The following is an 18590-nucleotide window of genomic DNA, read 5'->3' on the forward strand; positions in this document are numbered from 1 at the left end:
TTGAATATTGAGGTCGCCGTGACAGGTTTATGGCAAGACTGCCTGGGTCAGTTACAACATGAACTGCCTGCTCAGCAATACAACACGTGGATACGCCCTTTGGTGGCCAGTACTGATGATAATGGTCAGTTAAGCCTCAGTGCGCCGAACCGCTTTGTAAAAGACTGGGTTAAAGACAAATACCTGCAGCGCATCCAGGAAATCCTGTCTGAATTAAACGGCGGACGTATTACTCATGCTGAAGTGGTTGTCGGCGAAGCTCGTCCGGTTTTTCAACGTCCTGCAGTGCAGTCCACTCGTCCGACGGCTCCGCCACCGCCACCGCCACCGCGACCAAAGCCAGCACCCGCTCCTGTTGCTGCTAAAGAAGAGTTTGCGTTTGCTCAGCCAACCAATAACACCGGTTTTGAAGCAACCGATTATTCTCAGGTGGCTCAAACACCTTCAATGGCGGATAACGCGCCGCAGCAGGGCGATTTATTAGCTGCGGATAACAGTGGCTTTAATGAACCGCCAGCAGTTGTGAGTCAGGCTCCTACTTTTGCCCCTTTTAATAGTGGCAATCCGTCACCTGCGCCCCGTCAGCCAGTAAAACCCAAACGTGAAGTGCAGGTAGAAGGGGGCTTACAGCATCAGAGCTTCCTGAATACCAATTTTACCTTCCAGAGTTTTGTTGAAGGTAAATCGAACCAGCTGGCTCATGCCGCTGCGCGCCAGGTGGCCGAAAACGCCGGTGGCTCGTACAACCCACTGTTTATATACGGTGGTGTGGGTTTAGGTAAAACTCACTTAATGCACGCAGTGGGTAACTATCTGCAAAGCAAAGATCCGAATGCCAAAGTGTTGTACGTGCATTCTGAACGTTTTGTGCAGGATATGGTGAAAGCGCTACAGCTGAACGCTATCAACGAATTCAAACGTTTCTACCGCGGTCTGGATGCATTGTTAATTGACGACATCCAGTTTTTCGCCGGTAAAGAACGCTCCCAGGAAGAATTTTTCCACACCTTTAATGCCTTATTAGAAGGCGGTCAGCAGATGATTCTGACGTGTGACCGCTATCCAAAAGAAATTAATGGCCTGGAAGAGCGCCTGAAAAGCCGTTTCGGCTGGGGTTTAACCGTAGCGGTAGAACCACCGGAACTGGAAACCCGGGTTGCTATCTTAATGAAGAAGGCTGAGCAGAGTAATGTGCACCTGCCAGACGATGCTGCTTTCTTTATCGCCCAGAAAATCCGTTCTAACGTACGGGAACTGGAAGGGGCACTGAAGCGGGTGATTGCGAACTCGCATTTTACCGGCAGTGACATTACTCTTCCTTTTATTAAAGAATCACTAAAAGACCTGTTGGCTCTGCAGGATAAACAAGTCAGTATCGACAATATTCAGCGAATTGTGGCTGAGTATTACAAACTGAAGTTGTCTGATTTATTATCTAAGCGCCGCACGCGTTCCATTGCCCGTCCACGACAGGTGGCGATGGCGTTGAGCAAAGAATTAACCAATCACAGCCTACCGGAAATCGGCGCTGCGTTTGGTGGTCGTGACCACACGACAGTTTTGCACGCATGCCGTAAAATCAAAGAGTTACAGGAAACGACTGCAGACGTTCGGGAAGATTACAAGAACTTACTGCGTTCACTGACAACCTAGATCTGAGTGGAGAACCATGAAATTCGTTATCTCTAGGGAAGCCCTTCTGCGCCCATTGCAACTGGTAGCCGGCGTAGTGGAAAAACGCCAGACGCTGCCGGTACTGTCCAACGTGCTGTTGGAAGTTCAGGGCCAGCAGCTGTCTTTAACGGGTACAGATCTGGAAGTTGAACTGGTTGGTCGCGTCACGCTTGACGAGGTTGGCCAGGAAGGTGAGATTACTGTACCCGCGAAAAAGCTGATGGATATCTGCCGTTCCTTACCGGACGGTGCAGAAATCACCATCGAGCAGGACGACCAGCGTGTTAATGTACGCTCCGGTCGCTCGCGCTTTACCTTATCAACGCTGCCTGCGACTGAATTCCCGAATGTGGAAAACATCGCCGGTGAACAGCACTTTGTGCTGGAGCAGAACAAGCTACGTCGTGTGATCGACCGCACCAGCTTTGCCATGGCTCAGCAGGACGTGCGTTATTACCTCAACGGTATGTTGTTTGAAGTAACCGCCAATGGTTTACGTACAGTTTCTACCGATGGTCACCGCTTAGCGACGGCCCACGTTGAAATGGCTGGCCCAGATACAGCGCAGCAAATCATTCTGCCGCGTAAAGGCGTGCTGGAAATGGCCAAGCTGCTGACCGACCCGGAAGCCAGCGTTTCTCTAGCGCTGAGCACCAACCACCTGCGTGCCACCACCGAAAACTTCACCTTCACCTCCAAACTGGTGGACGGTAAGTTCCCGGATTATGGCCGTGTGATTCCGAAGAACGGCAGCAATGTGATGCTGGCGGATCGTCAGGAACTGCGCTCAGTATTCGCTCGTACCGCCATTTTGTCGAACGAGAAGTACCGTGGTGTGCGTCTGGTATTGGAACCGGAACTGCTGAAAGTGTTCGCCAACAACCCAGAACAGGAAGAAGCGGAAGAATCCGTTGGTGTGGATTACAACGGTGATTCACTGGAAATGGGTTTCAACGTTTCATACCTGCAAGACGTGATGAGCGTGCTGGATACTCAGCAAGTGAAAATGACGCTGTCTGACGCTAACTCTTCTGCATTGCTGGAAGAGCCGGAAGGTGGCGATGCGATGTACGTTGTTATGCCAATGCGTCTGTAGGGTTCGAGCTCTATGCCTATTCGGCAATTAAAAATCAGCGGTGTGCGTAACCTGCAGCCGCTGGAAATAACGCCCCACGAGGGCGTTAATTTTATCTACGGCAACAACGGTTGCGGTAAAACCAGCGTATTAGAAGCCATTGCTCTGATGGCCTCTGGGAAATCCTTCCGTACTTCCAAAATCCAGCATGTATTGAATCACGAGTCTGATCGCATCGAGATGTTTCTCGAAGTGGATGATGAAGAACGTGGTTTGTGCACCATGGACAGTTTGCGGTTAAAAAGTGGCGATACCTTGTTAAAGTTGAACGGCTCGGTGCTTACGTCTCAGGCAGAAGCCGCGCACTGGCTGCCGGTTCAGATTATCGACCCGAATACCTTTAAACTGTTATCCGGCTCTCCCGAAGAACGCCGCCAGTTTATTGATTGGGGTGTGTTCCACGTGGAACATAAGTTTATGGAACAGTGGAAAACCTTCCGTAAGCAGCTGAAACAGCGTAATTCGGTACTGAAGCAAAAAGAGCTGGAATGGCTGTCCACCTGGACTACAGGCTTTATCGAAAGTGCCGAAGTGATTGATCAGCATCGTCAAACCTACCTCAAACGTTTTAAGCCGGAGTTCGAGCGCATTCTCAATCAGCTTGATAACACCATTGATGTGCAACTGGCCTATTACCGAGGTTGGGATAAAGACACGCCGTTGGCAGACGTGCTGGAGAAACAGCAAGAGCGTGATTTGGTTATCGGTTACACCCAATCAGGGCCGCACAGAGCCGAGTTACGCATTAAGGTGGGCAAGCTCCCGGCTGCAGAGATTTTATCCCGTGGACAGCAAAAGACGGTGGTTTCCGCTCTGAAGATTGCTCAGGGGGCTTTATTCCAGCAAGAGAGTCAGCGTCGCACTATTTATCTTGTGGATGATCTGGCGTCTGAGTTGGACGAAAAACACCGTCATGCATTGTGTAAGTTACTGGAAGATCTGAACTGCCAGGTTTTTATCACCAGCATCGACAAAGACAAGCTCACCGACGTTTGGCAACCCTCTGCCAGCAAAATGTTCCACGTGGAACAGGGTGTGGTTGAGGAAAAATAGTTGTCGATACCACCCCTCCAACTACGGCCCCTCTAGCTACGCGGTTTTTAATATTAGAAGCATTGAGGTGTTAGCGAGAGGGGTAAATCACAGGGATGTGATTTATTAGCCTTCAGGGATGAACTTGTAGCGCCCCGTCAGCTAATACCTTAATGCTTCAATACCTCGCCAAATTACTCCGCGCGTTCTTAAAACAAGCACATTCCCCCTGAATTTGTTACACTTATTCGCTTTGTTATGTCGGATTTCAGGCCAGATTTACACGGCTCTGAAAGGCTAAAAAGAACAGAGGAACACCAATGTCAGAGCAGAGTTACGACTCGTCGAGTATTAAGGTCCTGAAAGGACTGGATGCCGTACGGAAACGCCCCGGTATGTATATCGGTGACACCGACGACGGTACAGGTCTGCACCACATGGTGTTTGAGGTGGTGGATAACTCCATCGACGAAGCGTTAGCCGGACACTGCGACACAGTCACCGTGGTGATTCACCCGGATAACTCGGTATCGGTTTCCGATAACGGTCGTGGTATTCCTACCGAGATGCACCCGGAAGAAGGGCGCTCAGCGGCGGAAGTGATTCTGACGGTATTACACGCGGGCGGTAAGTTCGACGATAACTCCTACAAAGTCTCCGGCGGTCTGCACGGTGTGGGTGTGTCGGTAGTGAACGCTCTGTCTGAAAAGCTGAAGCTGACCATTCGTCGTGGTGGCAAAATCTACGAGCAGGAATACACCCACGGTGACCCAGATTACCCGCTGAAAGAAGTGGGTGTGTCTGAAACGAACGGCACTATGGTGACTTTCCTGCCATCGAAGGAAACCTTCACCAAAACCGAATTCTCTTACGACTACCTGGCCAAGCGTCTGCGCGAGTTATCCTTCCTGAACTCGGGTGTGAAAATTCACCTGAAAGACGAACGTGTTGCTGATAAAGAAGATATCTTCGAATTTGAAGGTGGCCTGAAGTCGTTCGTGGAATTCCTGAACGAAGGCAAAAACGCCCTGAACGACGTGTTCCACTTCAACGCAGAACGCGAAGATGGCATGGCGGTAGAGGTGGCCATGCAATGGAACGACAGCTTCCAGGAAAGCATCCACTGCTACACCAACAACATTCCGCAGCGCGATGGCGGTACCCACTTAGCGGGCTTCCGTGCGGCGCTGACACGCTCTCTGAACGGTTATATCACCTCAGAAGGCCTGGACAAGAAGAACAAGGTTGCCACCACAGGTGATGACGCTCGTGAAGGCTTAACCGCGATCATCTCGGTGAAAGTTCCGGATCCTAAGTTCAGCTCCCAGACCAAAGACAAGCTGGTATCTTCCGAAGTGAAGCCAGCGGTTGAGCAAGAAATGGGGCGCCTGTTTAAGGAATATCTGGAAGAGAATCCACAAGCAGCCAAAGAGCTGGTTGGCAAAATGATCGACGCTGCCCGTGCCCGTGAAGCGGCCCGTAAAGCGCGTGAGATGACCCGTCGTAAGGGCGCTCTGGATATCGCAGGTCTGCCAGGCAAACTGGCGGACTGTCAGGAAAAAGACCCGGCACTTTCCGAAGTGTACCTAGTGGAGGGTGACTCGGCCGGCGGTTCCGCCAAACAGGGCCGAGACCGTCGTACCCAGGCGATTCTGCCGCTTAAAGGTAAGATCCTGAACGTCGAAAAAGCACGCTTCGACAAGATGTTATCGTCTGCCGAAGTCGGCACTCTGATTACCGCACTGGGTTGTGGCATTGGCCGCGAAGAATTTAACCCGGACAAGCTGCGTTACCACTCCATTATTATCATGACCGATGCCGACGTCGACGGTGCGCACATTCGTACGCTGCTGTTGACCTTCTTCTTCCGTCAAATGCCAGAAATCATCGAACGTGGTCACGTGTATATTGCTCAGCCACCGCTGTACAAAATTAAGCGTGGTAAGCAGGAACAGTACATCAAAGACGAAGCAGCACTGGAAAGTTACCTGACCCACGTTGCTCTGGAGAAAGCGGCTCTGTACCCGAATGCAGACGCACCTGCGATCTCTGATGAAGCGTTTGCCAAGCTGGTTGATGACTACCGCGACGCACAAGACACAGTGACTCGTATGAGCAACCTTGTTCCACGTGAAGCATTACACGAGATGCTGACGCTGCCACGTTTAACCGTGGAAGATCTGAGCAGTGCTGCCAAAGTAGAAGAGTGGGCGAACAAGCTGGCTACCAACCTGCCGGACGCTGGCCGTAGCGGCTCTCATTTCGAAGTGACTTCCGGTGCAGACGCAGAGCGTGGCAACAACAAAGTCATCATCAACGTGATTACCCACGGTATTCCGAAAGAATACATCCTGGATCAGGACTTCTTCTCTGGCTCTGGCTACCAGAAACTGGCTGGCATGAGCGAAGAACTGTCTGAACTGCTGGAAGACGGCGCATACATCCAGCGTGGTGAAGGCGATCGTAATCACCACGAAATCGAAGATTTCTGGGATGCGGTTCAATGGCTGCTGAATGAAGCGAAAAAAGGCTTCAACATCCAGCGCTATAAAGGACTGGGCGAGATGAACCCGGAACAGCTGTGGGAAACCACCATGGATCCGGAAGCGCGCCGTATGCTGCAAGTGAGCATCGAAGACGCCATTGGCGCGGATAAAATGTTTACCACCCTGATGGGGGATGACGTTGAACCACGTCGTGCGTTTATTGAAGCCAACGCGCTGAATGTATCGAATTTGGATTTTTAATTCAGAACGATTATTTTTCAGCGAAAGCTGAGCCTTAAAAAGGGAGCCGATGGCTCCCTTTTTTATTTGTCGGCATAGGCAGATTTACCGTAATCTACGGCTAGTTAATTAATAGTTCTGTAGGTAATAGAAAATGGATTTTGACTGGAGCAAACCTTTCTCTGAAGCAGTTGAAGGTGAGTTGCCTGACATTCACATCGGCTCTGACAAACTAGATCGCGGTAAATACGCTGAATTTCTCACCGACTTTTTATCTTCGTTAGATAACCAAAACTATGTGATGAATCTCAATGCAGAGTGGGGAGCTGGAAAAACCTATTTCCTGCAGCGTTGGTACCACACCATCAAAGAGGATCATCCAGCTGTTTATATTGATGCCTGGAAGCATGATTTTTCAGACGAACCTTTGCTGGCAGTAATATCTGCTATCTCTAATTACCTAAAATCAAAGACTCCCAAAACTGGAGCAGAAAAGGCTAAAAACCTTGCAGAGAAAGGCTGGCGCTTTAGTAAAAAAGTCGCGCCAGAATTAATGCGTGGGATAACTAAAAAAGTTTCTGGTATTGATATCACCAAATTTGGAGATGACGAAGTTCAAACAATTTCTGATTTAAAGTACGACGAAAATGATACCAATGGCGCAGAAGACTTTTCGCTCTTTGCAGGAAAAGTATTTGAAGTCGCTCTGGCTGATCACTCCGAGAAGGTGAATGAATTAGAGTTTTTTAAAAGCGCTATTCAAGGCTGGCTAAAGGAAGTTGTTGATTCAAATGATGATCTTGATCTTCCAATGTTTGTCTTTATTGACGAGCTAGATCGCTGCCGTCCAACCTATGCAATTGAATTGTTAGAAACCGTTAAGCACGTGTTTGATATCAAAGGTTTCGTATTCGTCATTGCAACAGATACTGGTCAGTTACAGCATTCAATTAAAGCAGTTTATGGACAAGACTTTGATTCATCTAAATATCTTTATAGATTTTTTAATAGAAGCTTTTCACTTCAAAAACCTGCTTTGGAACAATTTATTCACTCTCAGAAAATATTTGGAGAAAAGATATCAAAAGAATTTCAGTTCACATGTGACGGAAATTTTATATTTACCGAAGTAGAGCTGTTAAATAACTGCTCTACTATTTGTTATGCATTTGGTTTTGATTTACGCACAACAAAACAATGGCTTGACCGACTCTGGTCAACGATGAATACAGAGGGTAAAAGAAAAAAATATATCTGGTTCTATATGGGAATACTCTCGGCTTTAAAGATATCCGAGCCACTGTTGTTTAATGAACTATTTATGGATAACAACTCAAGCGGTCAATTCGGGGTAGATCAAAAGAAAGTTATGATTAAAGCTTATGAAGCTTTATTCATAAATATGGGCAAGAATAAAAATAGATTAAGTGGAAGTATAAAGAACGAGCTTGCTAGAGAGTACGCTGATACTAAATATCCAAGACAAATTTCTACTGAGTCTAAGTTTCCTTGCTTCTCTGGAATATCAATAGATGCACTATGTGAATTATCGAGGCTACTAAACATTGATAATCCCTCTAGTGTTGCTGGCAAGTGGGTTGTAAATGAACATTCAGATTACCCTGATCCCCAAAAGTTGGTGTATATGTTATTTCATAGCTGTAAAGAGAAGTATGGGGTAGAGAAAAAAGACTACATAAATATGGTTGAAATGGCCTCAGACTTAACTTGATCAACTCACAACCATCCGGAATTTCTGGATGGTTGGAAGCTAAGCCTGGTAATACTCGCCCGCATTAACGGCTACATTCTTTCTGATGAGCCGAATAAACCCCACAATCGGCTCAGTCCGTGAGCCGATAAACAGCTTTATTCGACTCACAACACTCTGATCCATCCCGAGATTGAATCTCTCAACCACTTTGTTGTCAGACTCCTCATCTATTTTTACGCCCATGTATTTTGGAGAATGCCCCATGCAGGTTGTTAATATTTCACCGTCGGTTGCTGAAGCCGTTTCTCAGGTTCGCCAGTCTCTCACCGAAAAAGGCTTTACCATTTTTGCCGATATCGACCATCAGGCGAATGCTGAAAAGGTGGAGCTGGAACTGGCAGAAGCCCGGACACTGATTTTTGGTAACCCAATGGCAGGTACCAAGCTGATGCAGAAAGACATCACCATGAGCCTCGATCTGCCGCTGCGTTTAGCCATTGTGAACAACGCCGGGCAAACGCAGCTGGTGCATCAAACCAGTGAAGATTACACCGCAGCCTACCAGGTTGAAGGTCACCCAGTGCTGGAGAAGGTGGCGGGCTTGTTTGCGGCGTTAACCGCAGAACTCAGCGATTAATCCATGCCCTGTCTGACATCTGTCAGGCATTCTCTGCAGCATTGTGATACCGTGCGGGCGTCTTGTCTGGTTGGTCAGTTTTAGCAAAGGGAGACGCTTTCGACATCAGACTCCTTGTTCCTTGCGGAGTTAAAAAATGAACGCAGTAATTATTGCCGTGGTGCTGATGCTGGTGCTCAGCCTGGCACGCATGCATGTGATGTTGTCGATGATTGTTGCCGCTTTTGTCGGTGGCTGGATCGGTGGTTTGGATACGGCTGCAACGTTAGAGGCCTTTAATAAAGGCATCGGCGGTGGAGCGGGTATCGCCTTAAGTTATGCCTTGTTGGGTGGTTTTGCGGTGGCGATTTCGCTGTCTGGTTTACCGCATTTATTGGCCGATAAAATCCTGACGAAAATCGGTAAGAGTGATGAAGCCAGCAGCCAGTGGCTGGGTCATGGCTTGTTATTCCTGCTGATGTTAGTGGCGATTTCGTCTCAGAACCTGATTCCAATTCATATCGCCTTTATTCCGATTCTGATTCCACCGCTGTTGTTAGTGATGACTCGCTTACAGTTAGATCGCCGCCTGGTTGCCTGTGTACTGACGTTTGGTTTGGTAACGCCGTATATGTTCCTGCCGGTAGGCTTCGGCAGCATTTATCTGAATGACATTCTGCTGGGCAAAGTGGCTACGGCAGGTTTGGATGTGGAAGGCATTTCAGTCGTAAAAGCGATGGCGATTCCAGCACTGGGTATGGTGGCGGGTCTGCTGATTGCGGCGCTGTTCAGCTACCGTGGCAAGCGCGTGTATGACATGAGTCAGGTTGAAAAAACCGAACACACCGAGCAAGGCTACAACGCTAAATCCCTGTGGGTTGCGGGCGCAGCGATCGTGCTGGCGTTTGTGATGCAGCTGTACACTGGCTCAATGGTGCTGGGTGCGATGGCGGGCTTCTTATTATTCTCCGCGACGGGCGTGATTCGTTGGAATGAATCCGACGGCGTGCTGGTCGACGGCATGAAAATGATGGCATCGATTGGTTTTATCATGATTGCTGCGTCGGGTTTCTCCGAGGTGTTAAAAACTACTGGCCATATCGACCAGCTGGTGAACGGTGCTTCTGACTGGCTGGCAGGTAACAAAGCACTGGCTGCGATGATGCTGTTGGTCGTTGGCTTGTTGCTGACCATGGGCATTGGCTCGTCGTTCTCAACTATTCCGATTATTGCCGCGATTTATGTGCCTCTGTGTCTGCAGATGGGCTTCAGCCCGCTGGCGATTGTGGCGTTAGTGGGTACTGCGGGTGCGCTGGGTGATGCGGGTTCTCCGGCGTCGGATTCCACATTGGGGCCAACCGCAGGTTTGAATGCTGACGGCCAGCACAATCACATGCGTGACACCGTGATTCCAACCTTCCTGCACTTCAATTTGCCGTTGCTAGCGGCTGGTTGGGTTGCAGCGATGGTGTTGTAACGGATTGCAGGAGTCTTTCTTTACGCCAGAAGCAAGTCTTTTGGCGTATCCAGCCTGATGATTGGAGTACTTCGATAGCACATAATGAACCTATTCGATGTACCAAAGTACCAAACACTCACACTGGCTTGTTTGGCGCTATTGTCAGGTTTTCGGCTCTTTCTATACTCAATTTCCGAATAAAAATAACAGCGGAAAACACAATGAAAAAACTCTCTTCCAATCTGTTGGCGGCTGGTCTGCTGACAGCGGGCTCGTTATTGGCTATTAACGCTCAGGCCATGTCGACCCAACCGGAACCCAGTGGTTATACCCAAACGAAACACCCAGTGATGCTGGTGCAGGGCATCTTAGCCTTTGACTCGATAGCGGGTGTTGATTACTGGTACAAGATCAGCGAAAAGCTTGAATCCGAAGGTGCGACGGTTTACACCGCAGCGATTAATGCTTTTAACAATTCCGTGGATCGTGGCGAACAGCTAATCAAACAGCTGGAAAATATTCGTGCAACAGATCCTTCGATCGAAAAATTTAATCTGGTTGCTCACAGCCAGGGTGGCCTGACTTCTCGTTACGTGATGAGCGTTCGTCCGGATCTGGTTGCTTCAGTAACCACTATGGGGTCGCCACATACTGGTGCGCCAATTGCCGATGTACTGGATGGTGTTTTCCCGGAAGACACATTGCAGGGCGCGGCGTTTGAAACGATTGGTGATGCGGCCGGCACTTTGATCGATAAGCTCTCCGGAGATGACGTTGCACCGGGTGACACCCGTTCATTAACAACGGAATTCACAACGGCTGGTGCGGCTGCTTTTAATGCGCAATTCCCGTTGGGTCTGCCAACAGAAGCTTGTGGCGAAGGTCCGGCATCGGTAACGGTGAACGGTCATGATATTCGTCTGTATTCCTGGGGTGGCGGTGATACCTTTACCAATGCCGCAGATCCGCTGGATTACCTGTTTGGTACGGCTGGCCTGCTCTTTGGCGGTGAAAGCAGTGATGGTATTACCGGTAGTTGTGCCAGCCACTTTGGTACTGTGATTCGTGATGATTACAAAATGAACCATGGCGACCTGATCAACCAGGTGCTGGGTTTGCACTCTTTGTTCAGCACGGATCCGCTGACCTTGTACCGGACACACGCGAACCGCCTGAAAGAAGCGGGTCTGTAACGCCAATATGGAGACAAACAAGCACTCCCTGCCAGTAACAACCCCGACGATTATCGTCGGAGGTTTGTTACTGACTAGCCTATTACTGATTGGTTTGTTGAATGGCGAGTGGCTGGGCAGTAACGGTGGAGAAAATTCCGCTGTTACTGTCACTCCTGTAGCCATGGAACATGATCGCCCAGCCGGTTTGGGCAGCATTAAGCCTGCGTCAGTCAATGCGATTTCACCAAACGTTAACCTTGCGGATTCTCTGAGTGGTACGTCTCACGGCGTGCGACTGGTGAGTCGTGGTGATGAGCTCCTGGTCACCTCGGCCCTGAAGGATCTGTTTGATTATCACCTGAGTGCATTGGGTGAGCTGCCTTTGCCGGTTATTCGCCAGAACATTGAACACAACCTGCAACAGCAGTTATCTGGGGTAGCGTTGCAACAGGCGCAGGAAATCCTGCATAACTATCTGGATTACAAATCCGCTCTGTCGGATTTTGAACACCAATACCAGCAACAAGCTGGCTGGAATAAGACGCGACAAATTCAGTTTATGAGCGAGCGTCAGCAAGCGTTAATTGCGTTGCAGAATCGTTTGTTAGGTGCACAAGTGGCGGATGTATTTTTTGCATTTGATCGTACGTTGGATGACAACACCCTGGCAAAAGCACGTATTCTCAATTCCGAATTAAGTGAGGCTGGAAAACAGCAGGCGCTGGTTAACTTGCAGGCGGAACTGCCGGTTGAAATGCAATTGCAGCAACGTCGTGATCAGCAGCAAACACAACTGCTACAGATTGATCAGACGACGGTATCGGATAACGAAAAATTTCAGCAACGTGCAGACGTTGTTGGAGAAGCCGCTGCTCAGCGTTTGGCGCATCTCGATCAACAGCGTGCGCAGTGGCAACAACGATTAGACACATTCCGTCTGGCGGTTGAGCAACTGCAGCAGAGTAACCTCGCGGCTGATGATTATCAGGCCGCCTATCAGAGTTTGCTTGAGCAACATTTTGCTGCCCACGAGCAACTGCGTGCTCAAGCACTGCTTCGCTCCGGGCAGTCCTGAGTGTCAGAAACGCGGGTAAAGCGACTTATCCGAGACAAGTACGGTATCCGTTTGAGTGTCGCTGCTGCGGACTAAACGGGCATACCAGCGCAATGAAGTGCTGCCTGATAAATCAGAAAACTTAGCAGCTTCTGACGCTTCACTGTCTGAGAATCCCGGTAATTGCATTGGGCTTTCCAAAGCGATAGAACAACTTGCCTGCTCACAGCTATCCGCATCTATTTCAAAACGGATTTTGCCATGATCGGCAAAACTGGCCTGAGCAACCAGCTGGGTCACTGGCAGCGGGTTGTCGTCAGTTTGTTGCGGAATCGCTAATTGTAGATTTTTACCATCCTGAGAAACGGTGACGCTATTGCTGAGGTCATTGGTAGTCACAAATCCAGGGTAGGAAACGTCATAGCGATCGGCCTGAATCGTGCGGACCTGGTCGTTACCTTCTTTGTTCCAGTGGTGTTCAAAATAACCCTTCTCAGTCAGCGCAGGTGTCAGGCCATAGCGATCTTCGTCGGTAAACGGCGTCAGTAATAATTTCACATCATCTTCGATGTAATAAGGTAAGTAGCCATGCCCCGGAGCTTCATCATTGTCCAGTCCATCGCGTAATAATGGAATTTCGGTTGCATCGCTGATGGTTATAGATACGGTACTATTGTCGCTGATGTCGACGTCTTTCTGGTGGTGATAATAGTAACGTCCGGAGGCTTCAAATACGGCGCTGTAAGACACCGCATTGCTGTTGGTGTAGAACGTTGTCTGATGATCACTCGGGTTGTTGTAGCGCCCGGAAGGTGAGGAGGCAACATCGATAATTACACTGCCAGCCGGTGACTCAAAAGTAACCAGACGAGGCGCTGCCGGATTAATAGCCGGGTCAACCGGCGCCGGGCATCCGGGGTTGATTGAGGTCGAGTTCTTCCAACGTTCAAGCGAACGTTGCTGCAGTAGAATGGTATTGCCACAAATACTTAATACCGTCGCTTTAGCCGGAGTGCCACGGTATTCGACCGGGTTATTTGTCGTGATCTGCTGCCAGTCTGCGCCATCAAACTGAATGGCTGCATAAGTGTTATGGTTGAGCGTCAGCGCTAGTTTTTCCGCTGGTTCCGGTTCAGGAGGCGAGGGTGGAGTGACCTCTGGTGTCGGCGTTACTTCAGGCGTCGGTTTTATCTCAGGAGCTGGCGTTTTATTGGAAGATGATGACGAGCCACCACAAGCGGTAATCCCTAGGGAAAGAGCGATCAGGCCCGTCGTTAGAAATAAATTAGAATAAAACATGATGATTGCTCATAAAAAATACTGAGCAATACTAACAGCAATTATCTGAATATGAGCTGACAAAAGCCAAGCATTCGTTGAAAACGGTTGTATTTAAAAACGCTTCCCGCTTTTATCGTTATTGACCACTTCACCATCAAACTTGTGCTGAGAAATACGATCGACTGTGTCGTTGATCCACTCTTCTGACCATTGATTCACTTCGGCAGTGCTCAGTTCGGCGGTCTCAATCGCCGGGCTGATCACCACCTGAATGGTCCCGGGTTTTTTAATCCAATGATCGTTGGGCCAGAACTCGCCGGAGTTGTGGGCGATGGCTAACACTGGCGCTTTGTTTTTGCCCGCCAGCATCGCGCCACCTTTAGAAAACTCTTTGCGTTTACCGGGTGGAATGCGTGTGCCTTCCGGAAAGACCAACACATGAATACCGTCATTCAGGCGCTCAGCACCTTGCTGAATAACTTGCTTCAGCGCATTGGTCTTCTGGTTACGATCAATAAATATTGGGTGAATCAGGTTCAGTGCCCAACCAAAAAACGGTAAATACAACAATTCCTTTTTCACGACCTGGACATGAGGGGCAATGGCGGTGGGTAAAAAAAACGTTTCCCAGGTACTTTGATGTTTGCTCAGTAACACGTAACCTCGGCCATCACGAGGGACATTTTCAAGGCCTTTTACCTGCCACTTAACGCCACAAATAAAACGAGCAGACCACAGAGCAACCGTGCAATAAAACACCAGCACAAAATAGTTACGCTTTTTCAGTGGCAGAAAGATACCAACGACAAAAGAGATCAAGCACCAGATGATGGTGAAGCTTGCCAGCCAGCCATAAAAAATCAGGGTACGAATACCGTTGATAAACGAGGCAGATGTCGATTCTGAGGATGCGATGCTGGCAGCTTTCATAAAACTCCTGGCCCGGGACGTGATGGTTAACGATAAACACCTCGTTTATACCACTTTGGTGGAGCCAGTTCGTTTACTTAAATTCTTAGCAGTATTTCCTTTGTCGCGCAGGACTTATCAAACAACGGCTATGATGCCAAAACAAAATCAACAAAGGCACTCAGGTCGGCAAGCACCGGACTGTTGTTCAGTTGATTATCGGCTTCAAGCTTGGGCTGGGTTTTTTCGCCTTTGCCGGTTTTGACCAGTGCAACCTGACAACCAGCTGCTGCTCCGGCTTGTAGGTCCCGCAGTGAATCACCCACCATCCAGGCGCCTTTGGCTGAAACGTCCAGTGCCTGTTCTATCTGATGAATTAACCCGGGTAGGGGTTTGCGGCAGTTACATTGGTCGTCTGGGCCGTGTGGGCACCAGGCGATATGGGCAAACGAGCCACCCTCGGCTTCTACCAGCTGAGTCATTTTCTGATGCATGGCATCCAGGTCAGCCTGAGAAAAATAGCCGCGTGCCAAACCACTCTGATTGGTGGCGACGGCCACCTGAAAACCCGCCTGACACAAACGGGCAATGGCGCTGGCACTGCCAGGAATCGGAATCCACTCATCAACGGACTTCACGTATTCATCGGAGTCCTGATTAATCACACCGTCACGGTCGAGGATAATAAGAGAGGTCATGTTGGGTCTTTTAAAAATGCAGTGAAATGGATGCTGTCAGTTAACGAGCAATGGCTTCGATATTGCGTGCGATCCGGAAATTAAAGGCCACAGAAATACGCGGTTTTTCTTCAAAATGTGGAGCTACCATGTGCATCAGATAACTGGGAAAAACATACATCGAGCCGATCTTCGGAGTATAACTCACAGTGGTTGCTGGCCGATAGGGAGCACCAACCGTGATGGGATCAAAGAACAAAATGTCGCCGTCATGAATGCCGCCGCCGGCTGACTGAGGGTTTTCATTCACATCAATATAAACCACACCGCTCCATTCACACGGCAGGTGAGCGTGTGGTGCATTCCAGGCACCAAAGTCATTGATGTTGGCCCACATAGATGACAACAGAACTTTTTCGTCGGCGGGGAATTTCTCTGCATGGCGAATCAGCTGAGTACCAACCTCAAACACCTGCTGACTCAATTGTTGTATCAGCGGGTCGTCAGAATTAAATAAGTCATCTTGCGAGTGCCAGCCTCTCTGATTCGAGCGTTGTAGGCCCTGTTCACTCTGATGGCGCAGCGTTAGCAGACAATCACGCAGCGGTGAGTGGTTCTCCAGCAACCAGGGAAGCGAAGTCTCTAAAATCGATACGCCAAAATGTAAGCGATTATCCGCTTTCATATTGTTTCCTCATTTAATTGCTGTTTTCACTGGCAATATACCATTGGCTACGACAAAGTAATGAACATCGAATAAAAAGTATAACCATCTTTTGGGTAGGGGAATTCATGAGCAGTCAACCTCATACTGGTCTGTTGAAAAAGCCGTTGGCACTTTGTATTGGTTTGGTGAACACACAGCTGGCCTTTGGCTTGTGCCAGATAGACATTGATGCGTTAGAGGCTGACGATACGGCTCTGACGACGACTTTTTCAGAAGCTATTGTGGGTTTGAATCACTGCCCGGACAACGAGTATCTGATCAAAGTCAGTGAACAACTGGCGGGTAAAACGGAGCTGGTTAATAACCGCATGCAGCTGGATGGCGGCAAAACGGTCACACTTGAGGGGCCAACAGCTGGTAGCTTTACGGTCCAAGCGGATAATACGGAAGCGAGCCTGTTGCAGGTTGATGAGTCATCATCCCTCACGGTTCGGCGTCTGGTATTTGCCGGTCGCGACGGCATCCAAAGAAGCGCCGAGCTGATGTCTGTGAATAACTCTGATCTGACGCTCGAGTCGGTAACGGTTCGTGATCTGGATAGCACTTCCGATCGCGCACTTATCGAGGCCAGAAACAGCGACGTCGTGATTAAAGAATCCACCATCAGTGGTAATAAAAGCCGACGTGCTCCCATCCATGTTCAGAACAGTGACAGCACTACCCCTTTGCCGGCTGATGGTAAATACCGGTTAACGGTTCAGGACACACAATTTCAGGGTAACCAAGCCAATGGTTCCTTTGCTCGTGGTGGTGCATTGGAAACGTCAGATGTGGAGCTGGATATTGCTGACTCGGTTTTTGATGGTAACGAAACGCTGGTTGATAACCAGTACAGTCGTGGTGGTGCCATTCGGATTTTCAGTGAATATGGCAATACAAAGTCCAGCATCCGTGGCACGACATTCAAAAATAACCAAACCTATAGTTACGGCGGTGCTATCGCTAAGGATGGTACGACTGTGCTGGAAATCAGTGATTCGTTGTTTGACAGTAATCAGGTGCTTGCTTTACCAAATGAATATGGCACCGGTTTAGCCGCGGAGGCCCATGGTGGTGCCATCAGCACCAATGAAACTTCAGAACTGAAAATTCTGCGTACGACGTTTAAGAGTAATCAGGCCAAAAGCCTGGGCGGCGCATTGTACTTCTTTGGTGATGCGACTTCAGGTCAGATCGACATTGCAGATAGTACGTTTGACAGTAATCAGGCGTTGTTCAGTGCCTCGGAAGCTACTGTACCTAAGGGCGGCGCATTAGCCGTAGTCACCGAAGAAACATCCTCATCGCTTAACATCAGCGGTTCCACTTTTATGGATAATCATTCGGATGGTTCAGCTGGCGTATTATTTGTTGACCGGGCTGTAGACACCAACATTATTAACTCAACGCTGGTGGCAAATGAATCCGATGACGGTTCTTCGGTCGCCAGCTTTCAAGGTTCAAATGGTAAGTTGAGTATCCGTCATTCGACCATTACCGATAATACTGCTGTTGGAGGCGAGGAGGGCAATACTGTTTTTATGAATACTCCCGCGGCGGATCTGGAGATCAGCCATAGTGTGTTTCATAACAATACCGTCCCGGATGGCAAAGCTAAGATTGTGGTTGCGGAGTCAGAATATTCGGCGCAGGTGGAATTTACCTACTGGGATGGCAGCTACAGCGGTACTCAGAATGCATCCGATAATGGTGGCAATATCGTCAGCTCTGACGATCCGGGTTTAGCTGCATTGCAGGACAATGGCGGAGAAACACCAACCCGAATGCCACAAACTGGTTCATCCTTGATCAACGCCGGTGATGCCAATATCGAAAATGAACCGGATACCGATCAGCGCGGCAGCCTGCGCATTGATCGCGGCGTGATTGATATCGGCGCGGTGGAATATGGCAATCAGGTACCGCAGGTGGTGCTAACGCCTACCGATATCAGTTTGACGGATGGGGATGCCATTAATTTGGATGTCAGTGTTTGGTTTAGTGATGGCAATGGCGATGACCTGACTTATGGCATTCAGGGTGCACCGGATCAGGTAAATCTGGACAGCAACAGCGGTTTGATCACAGGAACCGTCCAGGATGTGGGTGATTACACGATTACCATCACTGTGACAGATGAATTTGGAGGTCAGGCATCGGTCTCCGTTGCTTTAGCGGTTCAACCGAAACCAGTGGATGAGCCGGATGAAGAACAGCCGGACAATACTGGTAATGATGATTCGGACGATAGTCCAGATGAACAACCGAGTGATGATTCGGCTGAGCAGCCAAATGATGATGGCAGTGACAGCCAGGATGCAGATTCCGGTACCGGAGACAGCTCCTCCAGCGGCAGTAGCTCGTCATCTGGTGGTGGCGCACTTTTCTGGCTTCTGGGGTTATTGTCACTGGCGTTGCGCCGCAGATAACCT

14 protein-coding genes are annotated in these 18590 nt (G+C 49.2%); 10 read left to right on the forward strand and 4 right to left on the reverse strand.

The annotated features are described in order from the left end of the window. Window positions 1-18 precede the first annotated feature (18 nt). The 9 genes from dnaA to KFF03_RS00045 all read left to right on the forward strand — a co-directional run bounded on the left by dnaA (window position 19) and on the right by KFF03_RS00045 (window position 12606). Window positions 19-1653, forward strand: a complete 1635-nt coding sequence (gene dnaA, locus KFF03_RS00005) for a chromosomal replication initiator protein DnaA (protein WP_255858238.1) — start codon at window positions 19-21, stop codon at window positions 1651-1653. A gap of 16 nt (window positions 1654-1669) precedes the next feature. Then, window positions 1670-2770: a DNA polymerase III subunit beta gene (gene dnaN, locus KFF03_RS00010; protein ID WP_255858239.1), complete on the forward strand. Its 1101-nt coding sequence runs from the start codon at window positions 1670-1672 to the stop codon at window positions 2768-2770. A gap of 12 nt (window positions 2771-2782) precedes the next feature. Further along, window positions 2783-3862, forward strand: coding sequence for a DNA replication/repair protein RecF (gene recF, locus KFF03_RS00015; RefSeq protein WP_255858240.1), 1080 nt, complete (start codon window positions 2783-2785; stop codon window positions 3860-3862). 299 nt (window positions 3863-4161) lie between these two features. Continuing rightward, window positions 4162-6588: a DNA topoisomerase (ATP-hydrolyzing) subunit B gene (gyrB, locus tag KFF03_RS00020; protein WP_255858241.1), complete on the forward strand. Its 2427-nt coding sequence runs from the start codon at window positions 4162-4164 to the stop codon at window positions 6586-6588. A gap of 133 nt (window positions 6589-6721) precedes the next feature. Next, entirely contained in the window at window positions 6722-8299 is a 1578-nt protein-coding gene (locus tag KFF03_RS00025; protein WP_255858242.1) for a P-loop NTPase fold protein, read from the forward strand. A 244-nt stretch (window positions 8300-8543) separates the two neighbouring features. Continuing rightward, window positions 8544-8918, forward strand: coding sequence for a DUF302 domain-containing protein (locus KFF03_RS00030; RefSeq protein WP_255858243.1), 375 nt, complete (start codon window positions 8544-8546; stop codon window positions 8916-8918). A 136-nt stretch (window positions 8919-9054) separates the two neighbouring features. Continuing rightward, on the forward strand, window positions 9055-10374 hold the full coding sequence (locus tag KFF03_RS00035) for a Na+/H+ antiporter family protein (protein ID WP_255858244.1): 1320 nt from the start codon (window positions 9055-9057) through the stop codon (window positions 10372-10374). A 203-nt stretch (window positions 10375-10577) separates the two neighbouring features. Beyond that, the gene (locus KFF03_RS00040) at window positions 10578-11549 is read left to right on the forward strand and encodes a triacylglycerol lipase (RefSeq protein ID WP_255858245.1); all 972 of its coding nucleotides are present in this window, start codon (window positions 10578-10580) and stop codon (window positions 11547-11549) included. Window positions 11550-11556: 7 nt separating this feature from the next. Next, the gene (locus tag KFF03_RS00045; protein WP_255858246.1) at window positions 11557-12606 is read left to right on the forward strand and encodes a lipase secretion chaperone; all 1050 of its coding nucleotides are present in this window, start codon (window positions 11557-11559) and stop codon (window positions 12604-12606) included. Between the two features lie 3 nt (window positions 12607-12609). Here the strand turns inward: KFF03_RS00045 and KFF03_RS00050 are convergent, their stop codons facing one another. The 4 genes from KFF03_RS00050 to KFF03_RS00065 all read right to left on the reverse strand — a co-directional run bounded on the left by KFF03_RS00050 (window position 12610) and on the right by KFF03_RS00065 (window position 16137). Beyond that, window positions 12610-13884, reverse strand: a complete 1275-nt coding sequence (locus KFF03_RS00050; protein WP_255858247.1) for a hypothetical protein — start codon at window positions 13882-13884, stop codon at window positions 12610-12612. A gap of 93 nt (window positions 13885-13977) precedes the next feature. Next, on the reverse strand, window positions 13978-14796 hold the full coding sequence (locus tag KFF03_RS00055) for a 1-acyl-sn-glycerol-3-phosphate acyltransferase (RefSeq protein WP_255858248.1): 819 nt from the start codon (window positions 14794-14796) through the stop codon (window positions 13978-13980). 128 nt (window positions 14797-14924) lie between these two features. Next, entirely contained in the window at window positions 14925-15473 is a 549-nt protein-coding gene (gene gmhB, locus KFF03_RS00060) for a D-glycero-beta-D-manno-heptose 1,7-bisphosphate 7-phosphatase (protein WP_255858249.1), read from the reverse strand. 40 nt (window positions 15474-15513) lie between these two features. After that, window positions 15514-16137, reverse strand: coding sequence for a TIGR02466 family protein (locus tag KFF03_RS00065; protein ID WP_255858250.1), 624 nt, complete (start codon window positions 16135-16137; stop codon window positions 15514-15516). Window positions 16138-16244: 107 nt separating this feature from the next. Between KFF03_RS00065 and KFF03_RS00070 the strand changes: the two genes are divergently transcribed. Continuing rightward, a complete protein-coding gene (locus KFF03_RS00070; protein ID WP_255858251.1) occupies window positions 16245-18587 on the forward strand; it encodes a choice-of-anchor Q domain-containing protein in 2343 nt (780 codons plus the stop codon). Window positions 18588-18590 lie beyond the last annotated feature (3 nt).

Source organism: Bacterioplanoides sp. SCSIO 12839 (assembly GCF_024397975.1).
Lineage (GTDB): Bacteria > Pseudomonadota > Gammaproteobacteria > Pseudomonadales > Oceanobacteraceae > Bacterioplanoides.